The organism is Curtobacterium sp. MCBA15_007, from assembly GCF_001864905.1.
Classification (GTDB): Bacteria; Actinomycetota; Actinomycetes; order Actinomycetales; family Microbacteriaceae; genus Curtobacterium; species Curtobacterium poinsettiae.
This window is the reverse complement of record NZ_MJGM01000067.1, coordinates 67,536-82,359: the sequence shown is the minus strand read 5'-3', so window position 1 is coordinate 82,359 and position 14,824 is coordinate 67,536. Positions and strand designations below refer to the sequence as shown.

Sequence of the window (14,824 nt, the reverse complement as noted above, 5' to 3'; positions counted from 1 at the left end):
AACATCGTCCGCGAGAGCCTCGCGCTCGTGACGAAGTGGGGCATCGACCGTCGCATCCGCGAGACCCGCTCCCTGGTCAAGGACCACCGCAAGCTGCCCTCCGTGCGGAACAACACCCACTCCTAGCCTGCGCGCAGCACCGCAGTCACGGCTGGATGCTCGACCACTCGCCGACATCAGAGTCGGGGCTCGAGTGCGGCTGCCCATACGCTGGCGGGTGTGCATGCTGACGTGAAGCGGGACACCCGCAGGAACGCCCGATGGGTCATCGCCGGCGGAGCCACCCTCTTCGGCACGCTCATCACCCTGGTTGCGATCACCCACCGGACGATCTGGCTCGACGAGACCGCGACCATCGCAGCCTCGACCCGGTCGTGGGATGCGCTGCAGGACCTGATCGGCCGGATCGACCTGGTGCACGCGGCGTACTACGTCGGCATGCACCTCTGGTTCGACCTCGTCGGCTACAGCCCCTTCACGCTCCGGTTCCCGTCGGCCGTCGCGATCGGACTGGCAGGCGGGCTCGTCGTCCTGCTCGCTGAGCGGCTGTTCTCCCTCGCCACGGCGACGATCTCCGCGATCATCCTGCCTCTACTGCCCGTCGTCGCCTCGGCCGGCACGTCCGGACGCTCCCCGGCGTTCGAGCTCCTGCTGGCGGTACTCACAACGGTGCTGCTCGTCCACGCTTTGGACGCCACCGACAGCCGGAAACCGCCGCTGCTGATCACCCTGTGGTGGCTGCTGTACGCGGTTTTCGCCTACGTGTCGGTGCTGGTGTTCCTGTGGGCGGCACTCATCGTCGCCGCGCACGCCCTGACGGTGTTCCTCCGCTTCCTCTTCGCACCGAAGCAGCGCTGGATTGGTCTCGCGGCCGCAGCGTGGACGATCGCCATCCTCGGCGTCGCCGTCGTGCCGTTCGTTCGCGCGACGATCCCGCAGTCCCGACAGATCGGATGGCTGCAGGCACCGACCTGGCACAGCGCCATCGAAAACGGATGGCGGCTGCAGTTCTTCGACTTCGCGCTCGTCACCACCACCAGGTCCTTCGTGACCGCAGTCGCCGTCGTGTCGTGGTTGCTGGTCCTCGTCGGTGTCGCGTTCGCGCTCCGAAAGCGCAGGGAAGCGCTGGTGGTGATGCTGCCGTGGCTGATCGTGCCCACCGTGGCGCTGCTCGCCGCATCGCACTTCTACAAGCCCGTCTACAACGCCCGTTACGTGACGTACTCCGCGCCGGCACTCGCGATCCTCATCGCCGCCGGCATCGTCGCCCTCCTCCCCTACGCGAAGGGCATCATCAGTGGCCTGCTCCTCATTGCGTTCCTCATCCCGGCCGGACAGGTGTGGTGGAGCATCCGGTACGCATCACCGAAGAGCACCGATCTCGCCACCGCCGCAGGGGAGCTCACCGAGGCACGCCAGGACGAGCGGGGCCCCGCCGGGCTCATCCTCGGCAAGATGCACCGGCCAGCCGACCAGCTGACCATCGCTTACCCGTCGTCCGTCGAGGGCCTCAAGGACCTCTGGACGAAGACGAGCGCGGCGGACATGAACTACTTCTTCGCGCGCATGCACGGCGCCGTCAACGCAGCGAACGACACCAAGGGTCTCCGCACTGTCTGGTACGTCGGCGACAACCCAGCCGAACTTGACCAAGTCAGCACCATCCTCCGCGGCGACGGCTTCCAGGAGCACGCACCGCTCACTTACAGCGGCGCCGGCGAACGCAACTTCATCATTGAGTTCACGCGCTAGCAACTAGACCGGTCCGCGGACTCGAACGCAGATCCTTGGGGGCGCCGCCTTGAGAGTCATGACCATTGATTGAGGGCGCGCCAGCATTCCCCACGCAATTGCCCCCGCATGGGATGCACGAGGAGAGGAAAAAATTTGCCCTTCCCGCTGCAAATTGCGGGAAGGGCAAACCTAATGCTTGGGTCGAGCTATTAGCTCAACACAGGATCGAGCAGTGCACTCACGAAGCTAAATGCGATGAGAGCAGTGAAGATGATGCCGATCCACAACCCCCATGTCGCAAGAGTGAAGCCGCGCGTGTTTGACCGGCGCGCATCGTTCCGACCCAATGCACTGACGACGATGCCTGCGACTGGTACCACGAAGGCGAGTACGAAGCCGACGATGCTGAGCGTGCTGTACGGGCGCGTTTGCTGATTGTTCGTCATGAGAATGATGCCCTATCTGTAGTACTGGCGGTAAGTGATTTTGCCGTTTTTGGCCATGCCCATCGAATGCCCCTTAGTACCCTGGGAAACCAGGACACCCATGACGTAGTTGGTGACCACGAAACGCTCGCCCTCCGCGACGCCGGCACCGTACTTGTACTCGTCACATTCCGACGGGTCGATCGTTGCCTGGATGGTCGACCGATTAACACCGCAGTGGTGATATCCGGTCTTGCCGCGATGCTTCTTCCCGACCCAAGCGTTCTTACCATCCCAATACATACGGCCGGCGTGACCCTCCTTCCAGTGCCAATCCCAGGCGTGCGAAGATTGGTAGAACTCCTTGGTGTGGATCTTCCTGGCCGCGGCACGCGAGACAGCAAGGGGCGTGGTCGAGTCAGCATCGACCTCTTCCTCTTCGCTTACCGTAGTGGTCGTGGTCATGGAACAGCCATTCACGATGTCATCGCGCGTCTGGGTGCCGCCTTGTTCGGCGTTGACTGCGGTCCGGTCCGCGATGCACTGCTGATCGGTCGAGTCGACGCTGGTGTCCTCACTACCAGTAAGGGCGTTAGACGCGGTGAACTTCCAGTCCGCGGAAGTCCGCGTTTCGGTGGTCGTTCCGAGTTCGTTCTCGCCGGTGACCGTCATTCGCCACGTATAAGTCGTTCCGTCAGCGAGCAGCCCCTCCGGGATTGTCCACTGGGTGCCGGTGTCACCCGAAGTAGCAACCACGGCACCATCGGGACCGTTCACCGTGAAGGTGGCGGTTGCATCGTCGGGGAAGTCTTCTGATTCGGGGACGGCGCCGAGCTCGGGAGCGAGGCTCACCTGCGCTTCCGTGGGTGGCGTTGGGCTCCAGGAGTCATCTGCCCAGGACCCAAGGGTGAATTCGTAAGCCGTTCGCAGCGGAGTACCCCCGCCATCGATAGTGGCAACGATGGCGTGTGTGCCACCGAAGGCAGAAACGTCTACCGGGATGTTCGAGGCAGTTGCCGCCTGAGTGCCGGACTCAACTTCATCGTCATCAACGAGGACGCTGAAAGTGCGACCCGACGCATCAGCAGCCGGAATGACCGCGTTGCAGGAAATATCGTCTGCAGGCACGGCCTTTACCCAAGTACCGGCCGAGTAGGGAGCGGCACATGTAATACGAGGGCTGAGCTGTGATGAATACCAACCCTGAACATCGATGACGTAGTTGGTGGCGTCAGCCACGTTGTTGAGGTTGATTTTTCCATTTGCGCCGAGGGCAACAGTGACGGTGTTGGTGCGGATCTCGTCGGTCTGGAAGTTGAGCGACGTTGTGTCAGGCTGCGCCGTTCCGTTCGCCCACACGGACGCGCGGCCGGCACTGCCGCCGTGAACGGCGGTAAGAGTGAGGACGACTGCACTGATGCCGGATCCCATGACGGGTATGCCGGCCTGGCCTGCGACCGGGATCGCCCGGGTCTCGTTCTTCGCGAGGATCGTGTTTGCCGCCGCACGGGAGTCGAAGACACGACCGACCCCGGGGGTGAAGGTCGCGCCAGCGGTGCCTGCGGCGGTGAAGTAGCCCTGCAAGTCGATGACGAGGCTGATGGTCGACGAGCCGTTGTAGATCGTCATCTTGCCGCCCGAGGACAGCCGAACCTGCGCCTGGATCGACGTGTTCACCGACGGCGCGTAGTGCAGCGCGTTGTCGGGACGAGCCGCGCCCGTGGCGTAAGGGGTGAGGAACCCGTCCGACGCCGTGGTGTTGATCGGCAGCAGGTTCACCACCGCGCCCGAAGCGTCGGCCGGAACGCCATTGGTGCCAGCGACCTGGATGTCGACAGTCTTTCCCGGCGCCAGGAGCGCCTTCGGAGCGCCGAGCCCGGAGCGGGTGTCGACGATGCGCTTGCCAGCCACGGAGACAAATCCACCGGCCGCGGTGCCGTCAGTGTTGGCGGTGTAATACCCCTGTACGTCAAGGATCAACCGTGCAGCCGTCTCGGTTGAGACCTGGATGGTGCCGGCTGCGCTGACAGCGACGATCGCGGTGTTGGAGACGTATTCACCCGCGTTGGCGTTGTAGATCAGCATCGTCGTGCGAGAGGTGTTCGCATCAGGGCGACCGAAGAGGGTGCCGTTGTCTGCCGAGCCGCTAACCGTCGCGTTCAGGGACACGGCGCCAACAGTGCCGTCATCGGGGATACCCCCGACGCCGGCGATCTTGATAGTGCGGTACTTCCCTGCCTCCATCGGCGTACTGAACCCGCCCGTACCAACCTTCGTGTCCAGGACACGGCCAGATGCGGGTACGAACACGCCACCGGTGCCGGTGTCGTTGATTGCCTGCGCCGGCGTAGCCACAAGCAGTGATCCAACAAGTGCGAGCGCACCGAAGGTAGCGGCAGCGATGCTGCGCCTCCTCGTGCGCGGAGCGTGCAGCAATGAGCGCACGAAACCCCCTAGTTCAGAGTGACGGCACCAATTGCTGTCAGCGCCCGAAGCATATGAGGAAGCTGAACGCGTGTACCCCCCACCCGTTTGGGGGTGTCATGAAAAATCCCAGATGAGAAGGGGTAGTACCGCATCGGTCTTAACGTATCTTCAGCCAATGAGGGGGATGAGCATCCGGACTCGTTCGGCGCGTAGCAGGGCTTAGTCGTACGACACTATCACCTCGGCGGCCGAAGTTGATGCCCAATCAGGATGGCCGCGCAGCGCGCCGGCGTACGGGGACCCGTGTCGAAACCGTCACCAGCCGTCCTCATCGTCGTCGTCGGGCATCGGCAGCAACAGGTCGTCGATCGCCAGGCCGAGCCTGTGGGCTTCTGCGAGCACTTCAGTGGATCGTGCGAACGCTGCGGCTGCTCGCACCTCGAGTTCGCCGGCTTCCTTGTAGGTCTCGGCAGTGCTCAGAGCGTCGAAGCGGCTCGGCTTCCGAGTGTGCGGTCCGATGTCCTCGACGAACCCGGAACCGCGACGTCGGGCCGGGACGATGGAGGTGATCGACCGTTTCGACAGCGGCACGTCCGTTCTGGTCCAGCCGTAGGTGTCGAGCGAGAGCAGCATCTTGGCTGCACGGCGCCACGGTTCGGTGACGGGGCGGCCGCAGTCGTGCTCGGAGAGATCGGCCTTCGTCGAGTCCAGGAGCGCCCGGGTCTCGTGCTGATGGCCGAGGTAGGCGTTCCCGACCACCCGGAGCCATCGCGTGACGGCGCACGCGAGGCAAGTGACCGGGTCGTCGTTGCTGGGGATGACGCGGCCGTGGATCTTCACGATGCTGCCGAGCTCGATCAGCCCGGGCGTGATGTTCCGGGCCTCTTGACGGCTCAGCTGCAGGAAGCCGACGAGGACCACGAGGAAGGCGTCGCGCCGGCCCCGGAGGCCGACTGGGTGGCGGTACTTCGGGATCTCCGCCAGCGCCCGTTCGACGTCCGCGACCGACGCCTCTCCCTTCCAGACACGATCTGCCGGCGGCACGATGATCGGGGACGGCTCCCCCGCGGCGAGGTGCTGGACGGCGATCGCCCGGCGTCGGATGCGCTGCTGCGTCTTCGAACCGGGGAACAGCGCGAGGAACTCCTCGACTGTCTCGGGTGTCGCCGGAAGGGCAGCCCTCCCCGACGCCGTGCACCAGGCCTCGAAGCGTGCCCAGTGCCGCTCGAGCTGCGGCGTCGTGGTCACAGCTTGATCCGGGTCGAGGCGTTGCGCACCAGCGGTGCATACTCGCGGTCGTAGATGCGCAGCGTCGCCGAGGAGGTGTGGCCGGTCTGGTTCATGATCTCGACGTCGGTCGCGCCGGCGTTGCGAGCCTCGGTGATGAAGCCGGCACGCATCGAGTGCCCGCTGAAGCCGGCGGCGTTGAGGCCGGCCTTCCGGATCCGGGACTGGACGACCTTGCCGACTGCCGTCGGGGTGAGCCGGGTCTCGCGGAAGAAGCCCCACTTGCTCACCGGGGGGAAGAACGGGGCGGCAGGGTCGAGACGTTCCTCGTGCGGTGGCAGTCCCTCATCGCAGATGTGGACGTCGGTTGCGGCGTCCTTGAGCGCAGCGAACATCCCGGCCTCTCCGCGCTGGTGCTGCTCGACCTGCAGCCGGTACACCCGCACGAACGCGCAGGGCCCACACGTGAGCGGGTTCGACCCGAAGCGGATCACCTTCGGCGGCCCGTCGCCCTCATGGTGGGTCTTCGATCGACGCATCCGTATGCGGACGCCTTCGTCGGGCACGAGCTGGTAGTCGCTGACGTCGGTCGCGACGAGCTCGCTCTCGCGGAACGCACCGACGAAGCCGAACAGGATCAGGGCGTAGTCGCGGGTGTTGATGGCCCCGCGCTCGAAGGTGGTCAGGTCGATCGCGCGCAGGGTGCGCTGCAGCAGCTTCAGCGTCAGCGGAGCTGCGCGCCGGACGGGTGGTGGGTCATCGCGACGGATGCCCCGCATCGTGTCGCGGACGCGCGGGTGCTTCCCGGGTGGATCGAAGTGGCGGCGCTCGTGCTCCCAGTTGATCGCGGCGAGGTACCGCGCGATCGTCGACGGCGCGTAGCGCCGGACCCCTGGTGCCACCTCCGAGGCAGCCTTGGCGGCCAGGAAGTCAGCAACCTCCTTGGGCGTCCGCGGTGCCGTGCGCACGCTGGCGACGTCCGCGGGGTCATGCACCTCGTCGTCCTTGAAGCCCGCGAGCCAGCGCGCGAACTGACGGAGGTCACTCTGGTAGGCGCGCACCGTGCTCTCGGACTTCGCCTCGAGGGCGAGCTGCTCAGCCGTCTTCGCCACGACCGGCGGCCGCGGCCCCCGAGCCGCAGCACGACGAACGGCCGCCGCGGTGCGACTGCGCTCGGCAGCCGCACGCTGCTCCGCGGTCATCGATTTGCCGGACACCGCCCGCAGCGGCCGGCGCGTAAGTCGGTCATCGCCGACTAGTTCCGGGACGAGATCCTCGCGTGTGTCGTCGGCGAGGACGAGTTCCTCCCCCGGCTCGTCACTCACCAGACACCTCGTTCGCGCGACGAGCCTTTGCCCGGTCGACGATGCGCAGCAGCAGGTCCGCGAGGTGGATGATGCTCGCTGCCTCGATCGGGCTGTCGAACTCCACGCTGCGGTGGCTGGTGGGGTTCTTGAACGCGCCGATCGCTCCCGTGAACAAGTCCCTGACGGCTTCCTGTTCGGGCACGACCTCGCTGGCGTCTGCTAACGGTCCTCCCACCTTGAAGGCGTCCCGCATCATCTGGACGCCGAGCTGCCGCGTCTCGAAGCCGGCGGCCTCGCGCACGGCGATCTCCACCTGTCGGGTCGCCTCGAAGACCGCAGTCGCGTACGCACCGCTCGCGAAGTTCGGTCGCGCAATCTCATTCAACGCGGGGTGCAGGTCGGCGTGTAGCCGCATCGACGCCTCGATGTGCGTTGCGGAGCCCTGCTCGGCAGCCGCCCTACCGTCCGACGTCAACATCCAGTGAGGGCCGTACTGCGCGTCCGCGGTGGGTCCGACCAGGCCGCGCGCAAGCAGCCAACCGATCGCGTCGGCCACGAACTGCTCAACGGTGGGGGACTGCAGTGACGTCAGTGCACGCGTGCTGTGCACGTTGTGCATGCGTGCTCGAGCTCGCGCTGTGCCGACAATGTCCGCTGCGCTCCAGCCCCGGCCCTCCTTCGAGGCCATGGCCTTCAGGACGAACATGCCACCAATCGCCGGGCTGGCGTCGTCGATGTCGCCGAGTGAGATCCACTCCCCCAGGATCGGCACTTCGATCGGTCGGTCCACCTGGGCGACCTTCGGCTTCGCGTACACAGCTCTCCCCTCGGCAACACCACGTTCTGTCCAGAAGCGCTGCCAAATTACGTGTCCAGAACGGCCCTGTGGCCCAGACCGCATCAGTTCCGATAATAGTCATTCTCGGAACGTCTTGGCGGGGGTGGAAGCGACCAGCCGGCACCTGGTTACTGAATGTCGGCGGCGACCGAGACCGTGAAGCATGCCTTCAGCACACAAACCGGTTGACGAACCCGAGAGCCTTCCACTCCCCCGACGGGCCGTGTACGCCATCACTCTGAGCTTCCTGGTCGGCATCTTCTGGATCGGCGGCATGATCGCGAGCGGCCTCCCCGGCCAAGGCCGATCGTCAACGCCGACGTTTACGTGGATGCCGGAGTGGGGCGTCGCACTAGGCGACACCACGGTGAATGCGTTGCTCACGTACTCCACGGTCACGCTGGTGCTCTACGGCATCTCTGTCGGCGGGCAAGCCGCGTTCACCGACAGTGAGCACCGCCGCAGGATCCGTCGGAGCGTCGGTGCGTTTGGCGTCCTCCTTGGGGCGTCAGCGCTCACACTTGGGACGTTCGCAGTCGCGGCGACCTTCGTTGGTCCTCATCGTCTGCCCGCGCTGGTCGTGGTGATTCCGATGGTGGTCCTCTGCTGGGTGCTCGGCCTCGAGGTCGGCCGCTTCATCGTCCCCGCCCACCATGTTCAGCTCGGCGCCGCACGTCAGGCAAGAGACATCACCATTCAGCGTCTCGGCGCGCTTCCACGACCAAGCAGAAACATCTGGACCGCCCACTTGGTCACCATCGGCTATGGAGTCGTCGCCGGGATCGTGACCGGGTGCGTCGTGCAACTAACCGTCGGGCGAGGCTTCATGGCTGGGTTCCTCGTCGGAGTGATCGGTACGTCAGCCGGGCTGCTGATGCTTCTGCAGATCAACGCCGGCACGATCGAAGCCCCATCCCGTGCAAGCCGTCTCTGGACTCGCGGCCTCTCGTTCGCGGGTTACGCGACCCTTGTGCTTCTCGTGAACGCCGGGCTCGCGATCGCGGCACCAGCGGCGACGTACGGCTTACTTGCCGTCACCATCGGTGAGCTGTTGCTGCCGGCCCTGTTCCACCGTCCGCCCGCCCGACTCCCCCAGTGCATGGTGGAACTCTCCTTGTCAGGGGCGATCGCACGCGTCGCCGCAGACGATCTCACGCGGGGACTGAAGACCACGCAACGCCGCGTCGACGACCTCGAGGCGCTGCAACATGGGAAGCGCGCCATGTCTCTGCGTGCACGGGTCGCCGCAGCTCTCCGTGCGCTGCGCTAGACCCCACCCCAGGAGGCGACGCCTTCGTTCGGCTCCGCACTCCGCTTCCCAGTCAGGCTCGTCGACGCCCGGTGCAACGAAAGCCATGGTCAGTGAGAGGTAGCGCACGCTTGATTCCGGCACTGAGTAGCGCTCCGCGACACACCAGTCCGTTGGGGCGGCAGCGCTGGCTGTGCGCGACGTGCCAGAAACCGTCGTATGCGGTCATGGGATAGCACCGGTAAGAGTCTGGGCCCGCGGGTACGCTCCAGGCATGACGCTGACGACTCCTCGCTTTGAGGACCTCTACTTCGGGAAAAGCGACTCGAAGAACGAGCTGTCCGGCGGTCGCGACGACTTCGTCCGCAGCTTCGTGGACCTCAACCGCATTACCGACGCCGTCGTGTCCGGTGAGAAAACCATGGTGCTCGGCCCGAAGGGCACCGGGAAGTCTGCCCTAGCTTGGTACCTCCACGAGTCTCAACACCTCAACGACTACCTCTGCGTCGTGCGCGACGCCTCCGAGCTGCCACTCGCGGACATCCCGCGCTTGGACACCGGCCAACCTGCCGGCACGGACCGCACAGTTTCGGCCTGGAAGTTCATCCTGCTCTGCAACTATCTGGCCCTCCTTCTCGAGGATCAATCCTGCGACCTCCCCAACCGTACGGAGGTGACGCGTGTCACTCGACTGTTGCGCCAATACGGGCTTCTTGGCGACACCTCCGGCCGGGCGATCCTGAACGTGTCGAACACAACCATCGAGATCCCCATCCCGAAGCTGGGCACCGTCTACCGCCGTGAGTCCCGAACGAAACTGAACATCTTTTCGTTGCTGCCCTATCTCGAAGAGTGGGCAGCGAACGCCCGCTCAGGTAACCGGCATCTACTCATGCTCGACGGACTGGACTCGATCTTCCTCAACGACGAGAAGTATGACGAGAGCCTCGCATCGCTCGTACAAGCGGCGTACTCGATCAACCAGCGCCTCTCCAACACGGGTGCCACAGGCACGATTGTTCTGCTGTTGCGCAACGACGTCTTCAACAGGGTGTCTCTGACGCTGCCTGACTCACAGAAGATGCGCGACGACTTCTCCGTTGAGCTCGACTGGCGCGTTCTATCCGGAGCTGCGGGCATCAACGCCCCACTCATCCGCCTCGTCAACGGGAAGGCCGCCAAAGCCCTCGAGGTCGACCGAGTCGACGTCCTCGAGTACTTCCCGAAGAACATCGAGCTGCACGGTAAGAGTCACCGCACCATCAACCGCCTGCAGTACCTCCTCAATTTTACGCGCCACACGCCGCGCGATCTGCTCCGACTGCTCGACGCGATCCGCGATGTCGAAGCGTCGCAGGTCTTCCCAGCGAGCCAGCAGCAGCTCCGCCAAGACGTCATCCGCGAAGGGGTGCTGCAGTACGCGACCCGGTACTTCCCCGGTGCGATCCGCAACGAGTTCGCCGGCTACGAGTTCGGACCCGACGAAGCCAGTAAGGCACTCGACACCCTCCAAACCCTTCAGCGGCAGCGGTTCGACCGCGCAGCTTTCGCGCACCAGCTCAAAACGCTGGGCGTCACCGAGGACACCGTCGTAAACAGGCTTCTTAAGCTGCTGTTCTTCGCTGGCGCAATCGGCAATGAAGTACAGATCCGCGGTGGCAGCTACATGCAGTTCTACCACCGCCGCGATGACGCCCAGCTTTATCTCCACGGGAGCTTCATCCTCCACAACGCCCTGTGCCACGCGTGGAACATCCCTTTTTCCGCATAACACCGCGCGCCTATTGAGCCTCAGTCCGATCGGCTACCGCACACGTCTCGCCGCTCCGGGGGCCCGTGAAGGTCCGGAGTTTCGGTGTGCCAACAGACCCGCCCGGCGATGTGCCCGGTGATGCCCCCTGCGTGAGGCACTGGGCGGTCTGCTGGCCAAAGGGTGGCAAGCCCCAGCTTTCCCCAAGCTCGAAGCACTCCTGGTGTCGATGCACCGATCCGACGACCACACGACCGGCGAGTTCGCGGGGCTGTCCGACGTCGCCCGTGCCACCGTGTGCGGCGCGAGCGCTAGGGGCAAGACTGACAATTCAGCACTCACGTTGCCCTCCGCGACCTGAGCTACAGACCTCGTGCGGGCGGTCGACTAGCTACCGAACGGCCGGCCGGTGCGGAACCCGCCAGCGTTCGGTTCGAACGGAACGCTGCCGTTGTGTTCGTTGGCGAGTCGTTCAAGCTCTCGCTCGAGGGCCCCGTCGACCAGCGCCGCAAAGGACCGATAGCCGCCAGGCAACGCGGCTGTTTGGAGTACTGCGGTCTGGGCACGACGCTTGAGACCTTCTCGCAGCGCCACGGTCGTCGGGATCGTCGCTTCCTTCACTGGCTCGGCGGCTTCCTGCTTCGGTGGCCCAGGCGTCACAGGTGTCACAGGCGTATCGACACCCGTCCGAACGGGCTCAACATTGGCGGTGAGTCTGATTGGGCTGTTCGCGCCGGGGCGCCGGCGTTCTGGTGCACTCATGCTGCGTCCGTCTCCTTCTCCAAGATGCGCTGTGCATACATCTGACCCAGTGCGTCGTAAAGCGCCACTGCCTTCCGACCGTCAGCCCCAGGCCAGGCGCCCAGAGATGTGGCCGCGGCGTCAGCCTCGGCGAAGCGAGACCACTCGGGAAGGTAGTTCGGATTCAACAAGTCGGTCCCATCGTCGAACTTGACCACTCCCCCGAGCTTCCATACGAGCTCGCCGAAGGCGTCGACTAGACCCTCGATCTGGAAGTCATGTTCCTTGGTCCGCTTCCGGCGTGTCACGACAACGCCAGCCACACGCAGATCCGGGTTCATGAGATCTGCGGCGTGAAGCGCGACAAAGTCTCGAACCCGGATGGCAGCTTCGACGGAGTCGTAGTTCGGGTCGGAGGGAATGATCACGGTGTCTGCGGCGGCGAAGGCCATTTGCACGAGGTGTCCAAGATCAGGACGGGTGTCAATCAGGACGACGTCATACACGTCGGTCCAACCGGACAGTGCCTTGGTGAGACGGCGCACGGCGCCGACCACGCCAGCCTCGGATTCACGGTTGATGAGATCGAAGCGTGCCGGAAGGACATCGATCCACTCCCCTTCTGGTGCCGCTTCCGCATCCCAGCCACAGGCAACTACCGCTGCCTCCCCTGCGCCATCCTGAGCAGCCGCGATCACCTCGGACATGGTGGGGATCGGTGCTGAAGGATCCCACTCGATCCCCAGCCGCCGAGTGGCGTTCGCCTGGGGATCCATGTCGACGACAAGAACGCGGCGCCCAGTCCGCGCAAGGGCCGCAGCCAGCTGGCATGTCACCTGGGTCTTGGAAACACCACCCTTGTTGTTGGCAATCGCAGTGACGTGCGTCATCAGCCCTCCCAGGCAAACATTTCAAGGCTTGTATTTATTGTAACTATTACGATACAGGGTACACAAGGCTTGAAACAAACGCAAGCGTTACAAGCAAAACTACCCAATTAACACTTGCGTTTCAAGCCTAGAAGGCGCAGGGGGGTAAGTCTCCCGCTGCCAGCTCTAGGCCTCTGAACCGTTTCAAGGCTTGTGTTTATTGTAACTATTACGATACAGGGTACACAAGGCTTGAAACAAACGCAAGCGTTACAAGCCAAACTACCCAATTAACACTTGCCTTTCAAGGCTAGAAGGCGCACGGGGGCACCTGCTCAAGCCGCTAGCTCGAGATCGCGAAGCTGCTGCAGGAGGCCTCGGCGGACGAACCGCATTGCCTCCTGGTGATCGGCTCGTCCATCACTCGAGCACGGGTATGCCGGGTACGCCTCGGGGCCGCCGTGGTCGTCGACGGATCGGAACATGACAACCTGCGTGGTGGGTGTGCGGTCGCGGCCGCGTCGGCCGGCCTTGCGGATGAGGTGGTTCTGCCACCAGGCCCAGAGGTCGCGCTCGTCGACGTACTGCTGTTCCCGTCGCCGGAGGATCCCGTCCACTCCGAGCTGCTTGGCCACGTGGGTTCGGAAGTCCTGGAGCCGTCGCCGCCAGCCGGTGGGTGTGGCGATGGCGAGTGTCCAGCGGCGCATGCGTGCGAGGGCTGCGCGTGCGCGGCCGCGGGGGAGTCCTGCGCGGTCTGCGACGACCTCGGGTGCATGCTCGTCGGTGGTCAGGCTCTCGTAGACGCGGCGGGCGGTGGGTCCGAGCCCTGCGCGGGTGAAGACGTCGTGTCGTCCGGCGTCTAGCCGGTCTTCTAGAGCATCGAGGAGGGTGACTCTCACGTCGAAGAGCTCGGCCGGGGGGCGGGCGGTCACATTTTGAAGTGGCCCGACGTGTACGAAGGGTGTGGAAAACCGGTTCGTGAGCCGCCAGACGGCTGCGTTGGGTCCGTCTGCCTGGCGCCGCCGGAGGATCCATCCGGCGGCGTGGAGGCGGCGGAGTGAGCGGTCGATGGTGCTCGAGGGGATCCCGGTGGCGATCGCAACGGACCGGAGTGCGGCGCCGACGTCGCGGGAGCCGGAGCGCAGGGAGATCCAGGCGAGGTAGGTCAGGACGGTGCTGTCGTGCAGGTCCGCCTCGGTGCGGGTCCAGCGGCCGGGGGAGGCGGTGAACGCCTGCAGCATGGCCTCGACGACGTCGACGATCCCGGTCAGCTGGGTCAGGTCTCGTTGTTGACGTTCCTCGGGCGCGTACCGGTACAGCACCGCGCGCTCCTGCGCCTTCGCCCACTGCCGCTCGAGGCGCGCTGCAGCCTCGGCCGCGGTGCGGGGCTCGCGGCCGCCGGTGGGACGGTTGCGGGTGCGGTAGTGCTCCATGCCGGGTGCGGTCTTCGCGGCGTGCTCGACGTCGGCGAGGGTCCACCCGGATACCGCGGCCGCGAGCAGGCACAGGTAGCCGGTGCGGGACGGGTCGCGGCCGCCAGCAACGGTTCCCATGTGTGCCTCACCCCACGCCGGCAGAGACCGGTGCACCCGGTGGTCGGCGTCGACGGGACCGGTGGGGGAGGAGGTGGCGGGATCCACGGTCGGTCGGAGCTCACGGAACGCAGCCGTGACGCGGAGGAGATCGCCGGCGGTGACGGTCGGGGTGCGGAGCACGTCGACGTCGTCGGCGCCGGCCATCACCTCGGACGCGCCACCGCGTGCGTGCGGAGTCAGGGGCGGACGGACGGCGCCGGTGCGGTCGTTGCAGAGCAGCCCGTGGTCAAGGGAGAGCAGGACGGCGCGTGCGGCGCCGGCGAGTTGCACCATCGTGGCCTTGTCGACGCCGGCGAGGGGCACCCAGACGTGGAACCCGCCTGTGGGGCTCGAGCGGCACACCACGTGCGGCACCTGCGCGTCGCGGAGGATCCGGACCAGCACGCCGAGGTCCTCGGCCGCCTGGTCGAAGTCCTCCGGGGTCTTCGCGTCGAGGTCGAACGCGGCGAACCAGAACCGTCCGTCGAGGTCTGTGAGATCGATCGTCCACGGTGTCGACGGGGGAGTGTGCCCTGCAGTCGGGAACTTCGACGGGTAGCTGTTCGACCGGATCGTCCCGTCCGCCTCCGCGATCATGCGGTTCACGTACCGACGAGGCGCGATGGCACGCGTCAAATTCCAGGCACTATCCGAAGAGGACACGCCGATGAATTCACCCGTGC

General features: G+C 65.3%; 11 protein-coding genes. 3 read left to right on the top strand and 8 right to left on the bottom strand.

Annotated elements, in window-relative coordinates; all coding sequences use genetic code 11:
• The first annotated feature begins 219 nt into the window (after nucleotides 1-219).
• Complete coding sequence (locus BIU95_RS15620; protein ID WP_071252117.1) at nucleotides 220-1,752, top strand: hypothetical protein; 1,533 nt, start codon at nucleotides 220-222, stop codon at nucleotides 1,750-1,752.
• A gap of 191 nt (nucleotides 1,753-1,943) precedes the next feature.
• Here the strand turns inward: BIU95_RS15620 and BIU95_RS18415 are convergent, their stop codons facing one another.
• The 5 genes from BIU95_RS18415 to BIU95_RS15600 form a co-directional block, all read right to left on the bottom strand.
• Nucleotides 1,944-2,180 (bottom strand): DUF4190 domain-containing protein, encoded by a 237-nt coding sequence (locus tag BIU95_RS18415; RefSeq protein ID WP_139179862.1) that lies wholly within the window; start codon nucleotides 2,178-2,180, stop codon nucleotides 1,944-1,946.
• A gap of 12 nt (nucleotides 2,181-2,192) precedes the next feature.
• Entirely contained in the window at nucleotides 2,193-4,604 is a 2,412-nt protein-coding gene (locus tag BIU95_RS15615; RefSeq protein WP_139179861.1) for a hypothetical protein, read from the bottom strand.
• A 297-nt stretch (nucleotides 4,605-4,901) separates the two neighbouring features.
• Nucleotides 4,902-5,834, bottom strand: a complete 933-nt coding sequence (locus BIU95_RS15610; RefSeq protein ID WP_042539500.1) for a hypothetical protein — start codon at nucleotides 5,832-5,834, stop codon at nucleotides 4,902-4,904.
• Nucleotides 5,831-6,925, bottom strand: a complete 1,095-nt coding sequence (locus tag BIU95_RS15605; RefSeq protein WP_071252115.1) for a tyrosine-type recombinase/integrase — start codon at nucleotides 6,923-6,925, stop codon at nucleotides 5,831-5,833. The genes BIU95_RS15610 and BIU95_RS15605 overlap by 4 nt, the downstream gene beginning before the upstream one ends.
• A gap of 205 nt (nucleotides 6,926-7,130) precedes the next feature.
• On the bottom strand, nucleotides 7,131-7,937 hold the full coding sequence (locus tag BIU95_RS15600; RefSeq protein WP_052481827.1) for a TIGR02391 family protein: 807 nt from the start codon (nucleotides 7,935-7,937) through the stop codon (nucleotides 7,131-7,133).
• Between the two features lie 244 nt (nucleotides 7,938-8,181).
• Here BIU95_RS15600 and BIU95_RS15595 point away from each other — a divergent pair, with 244 nt between their 5' ends.
• Both BIU95_RS15595 and BIU95_RS15590 read left to right on the top strand, forming a co-directional pair.
• Nucleotides 8,182-9,228, top strand: coding sequence for a hypothetical protein (locus BIU95_RS15595; RefSeq protein WP_071252114.1), 1,047 nt, complete (start codon nucleotides 8,182-8,184; stop codon nucleotides 9,226-9,228).
• 253 nt (nucleotides 9,229-9,481) lie between these two features.
• On the top strand, nucleotides 9,482-10,978 hold the full coding sequence (locus tag BIU95_RS15590; protein ID WP_071252113.1) for a hypothetical protein: 1,497 nt from the start codon (nucleotides 9,482-9,484) through the stop codon (nucleotides 10,976-10,978).
• Between the two features lie 366 nt (nucleotides 10,979-11,344).
• Here the strand turns inward: BIU95_RS15590 and BIU95_RS18410 are convergent, their stop codons facing one another.
• From BIU95_RS18410 to BIU95_RS15580, 3 genes are all read right to left on the bottom strand, one after another.
• Entirely contained in the window at nucleotides 11,345-11,719 is a 375-nt protein-coding gene (locus tag BIU95_RS18410) for a hypothetical protein (protein WP_139179859.1), read from the bottom strand.
• Nucleotides 11,716-12,588 carry a ParA family protein gene (locus BIU95_RS15585; RefSeq protein ID WP_071252112.1) on the bottom strand — a complete coding sequence of 291 codons (873 nt, stop codon included), beginning with the start codon at nucleotides 12,586-12,588 and terminating at the stop codon, nucleotides 11,716-11,718. Before BIU95_RS15585 ends, BIU95_RS18410 begins: the two co-directional genes overlap by 4 nt.
• Before the next feature lie 314 nt (nucleotides 12,589-12,902).
• Entirely contained in the window at nucleotides 12,903-14,738 is a 1,836-nt protein-coding gene (locus BIU95_RS15580) for a hypothetical protein (RefSeq protein WP_139179858.1), read from the bottom strand.
• Nucleotides 14,739-14,824 lie beyond the last annotated feature (86 nt).

Excerpts from the sequence above, each read along its gene's own strand:
- BIU95_RS18415 (WP_139179862.1), bottom strand. The coding sequence starts at position 2,180 with ATGACGAACAATCAGCAAACGCGCCCGTACAGCACGCTCAGCATCGTC.
- BIU95_RS15590 (WP_071252113.1), top strand. The coding sequence starts at position 9,482 with ATGACGCTGACGACTCCTCGCTTTGAGGACCTCTACTTCGGGAAAAGC.
- BIU95_RS18410 (WP_139179859.1), bottom strand. The coding sequence starts at position 11,719 with ATGAGTGCACCAGAACGCCGGCGCCCCGGCGCGAACAGCCCAATCAGA.
- BIU95_RS15585 (WP_071252112.1), bottom strand. The coding sequence starts at position 12,588 with ATGACGCACGTCACTGCGATTGCCAACAACAAGGGTGGTGTTTCCAAG.
- BIU95_RS15580 (WP_139179858.1), bottom strand. The coding sequence starts at position 14,738 with ATGATCGCGGAGGCGGACGGGACGATCCGGTCGAACAGCTACCCGTCG.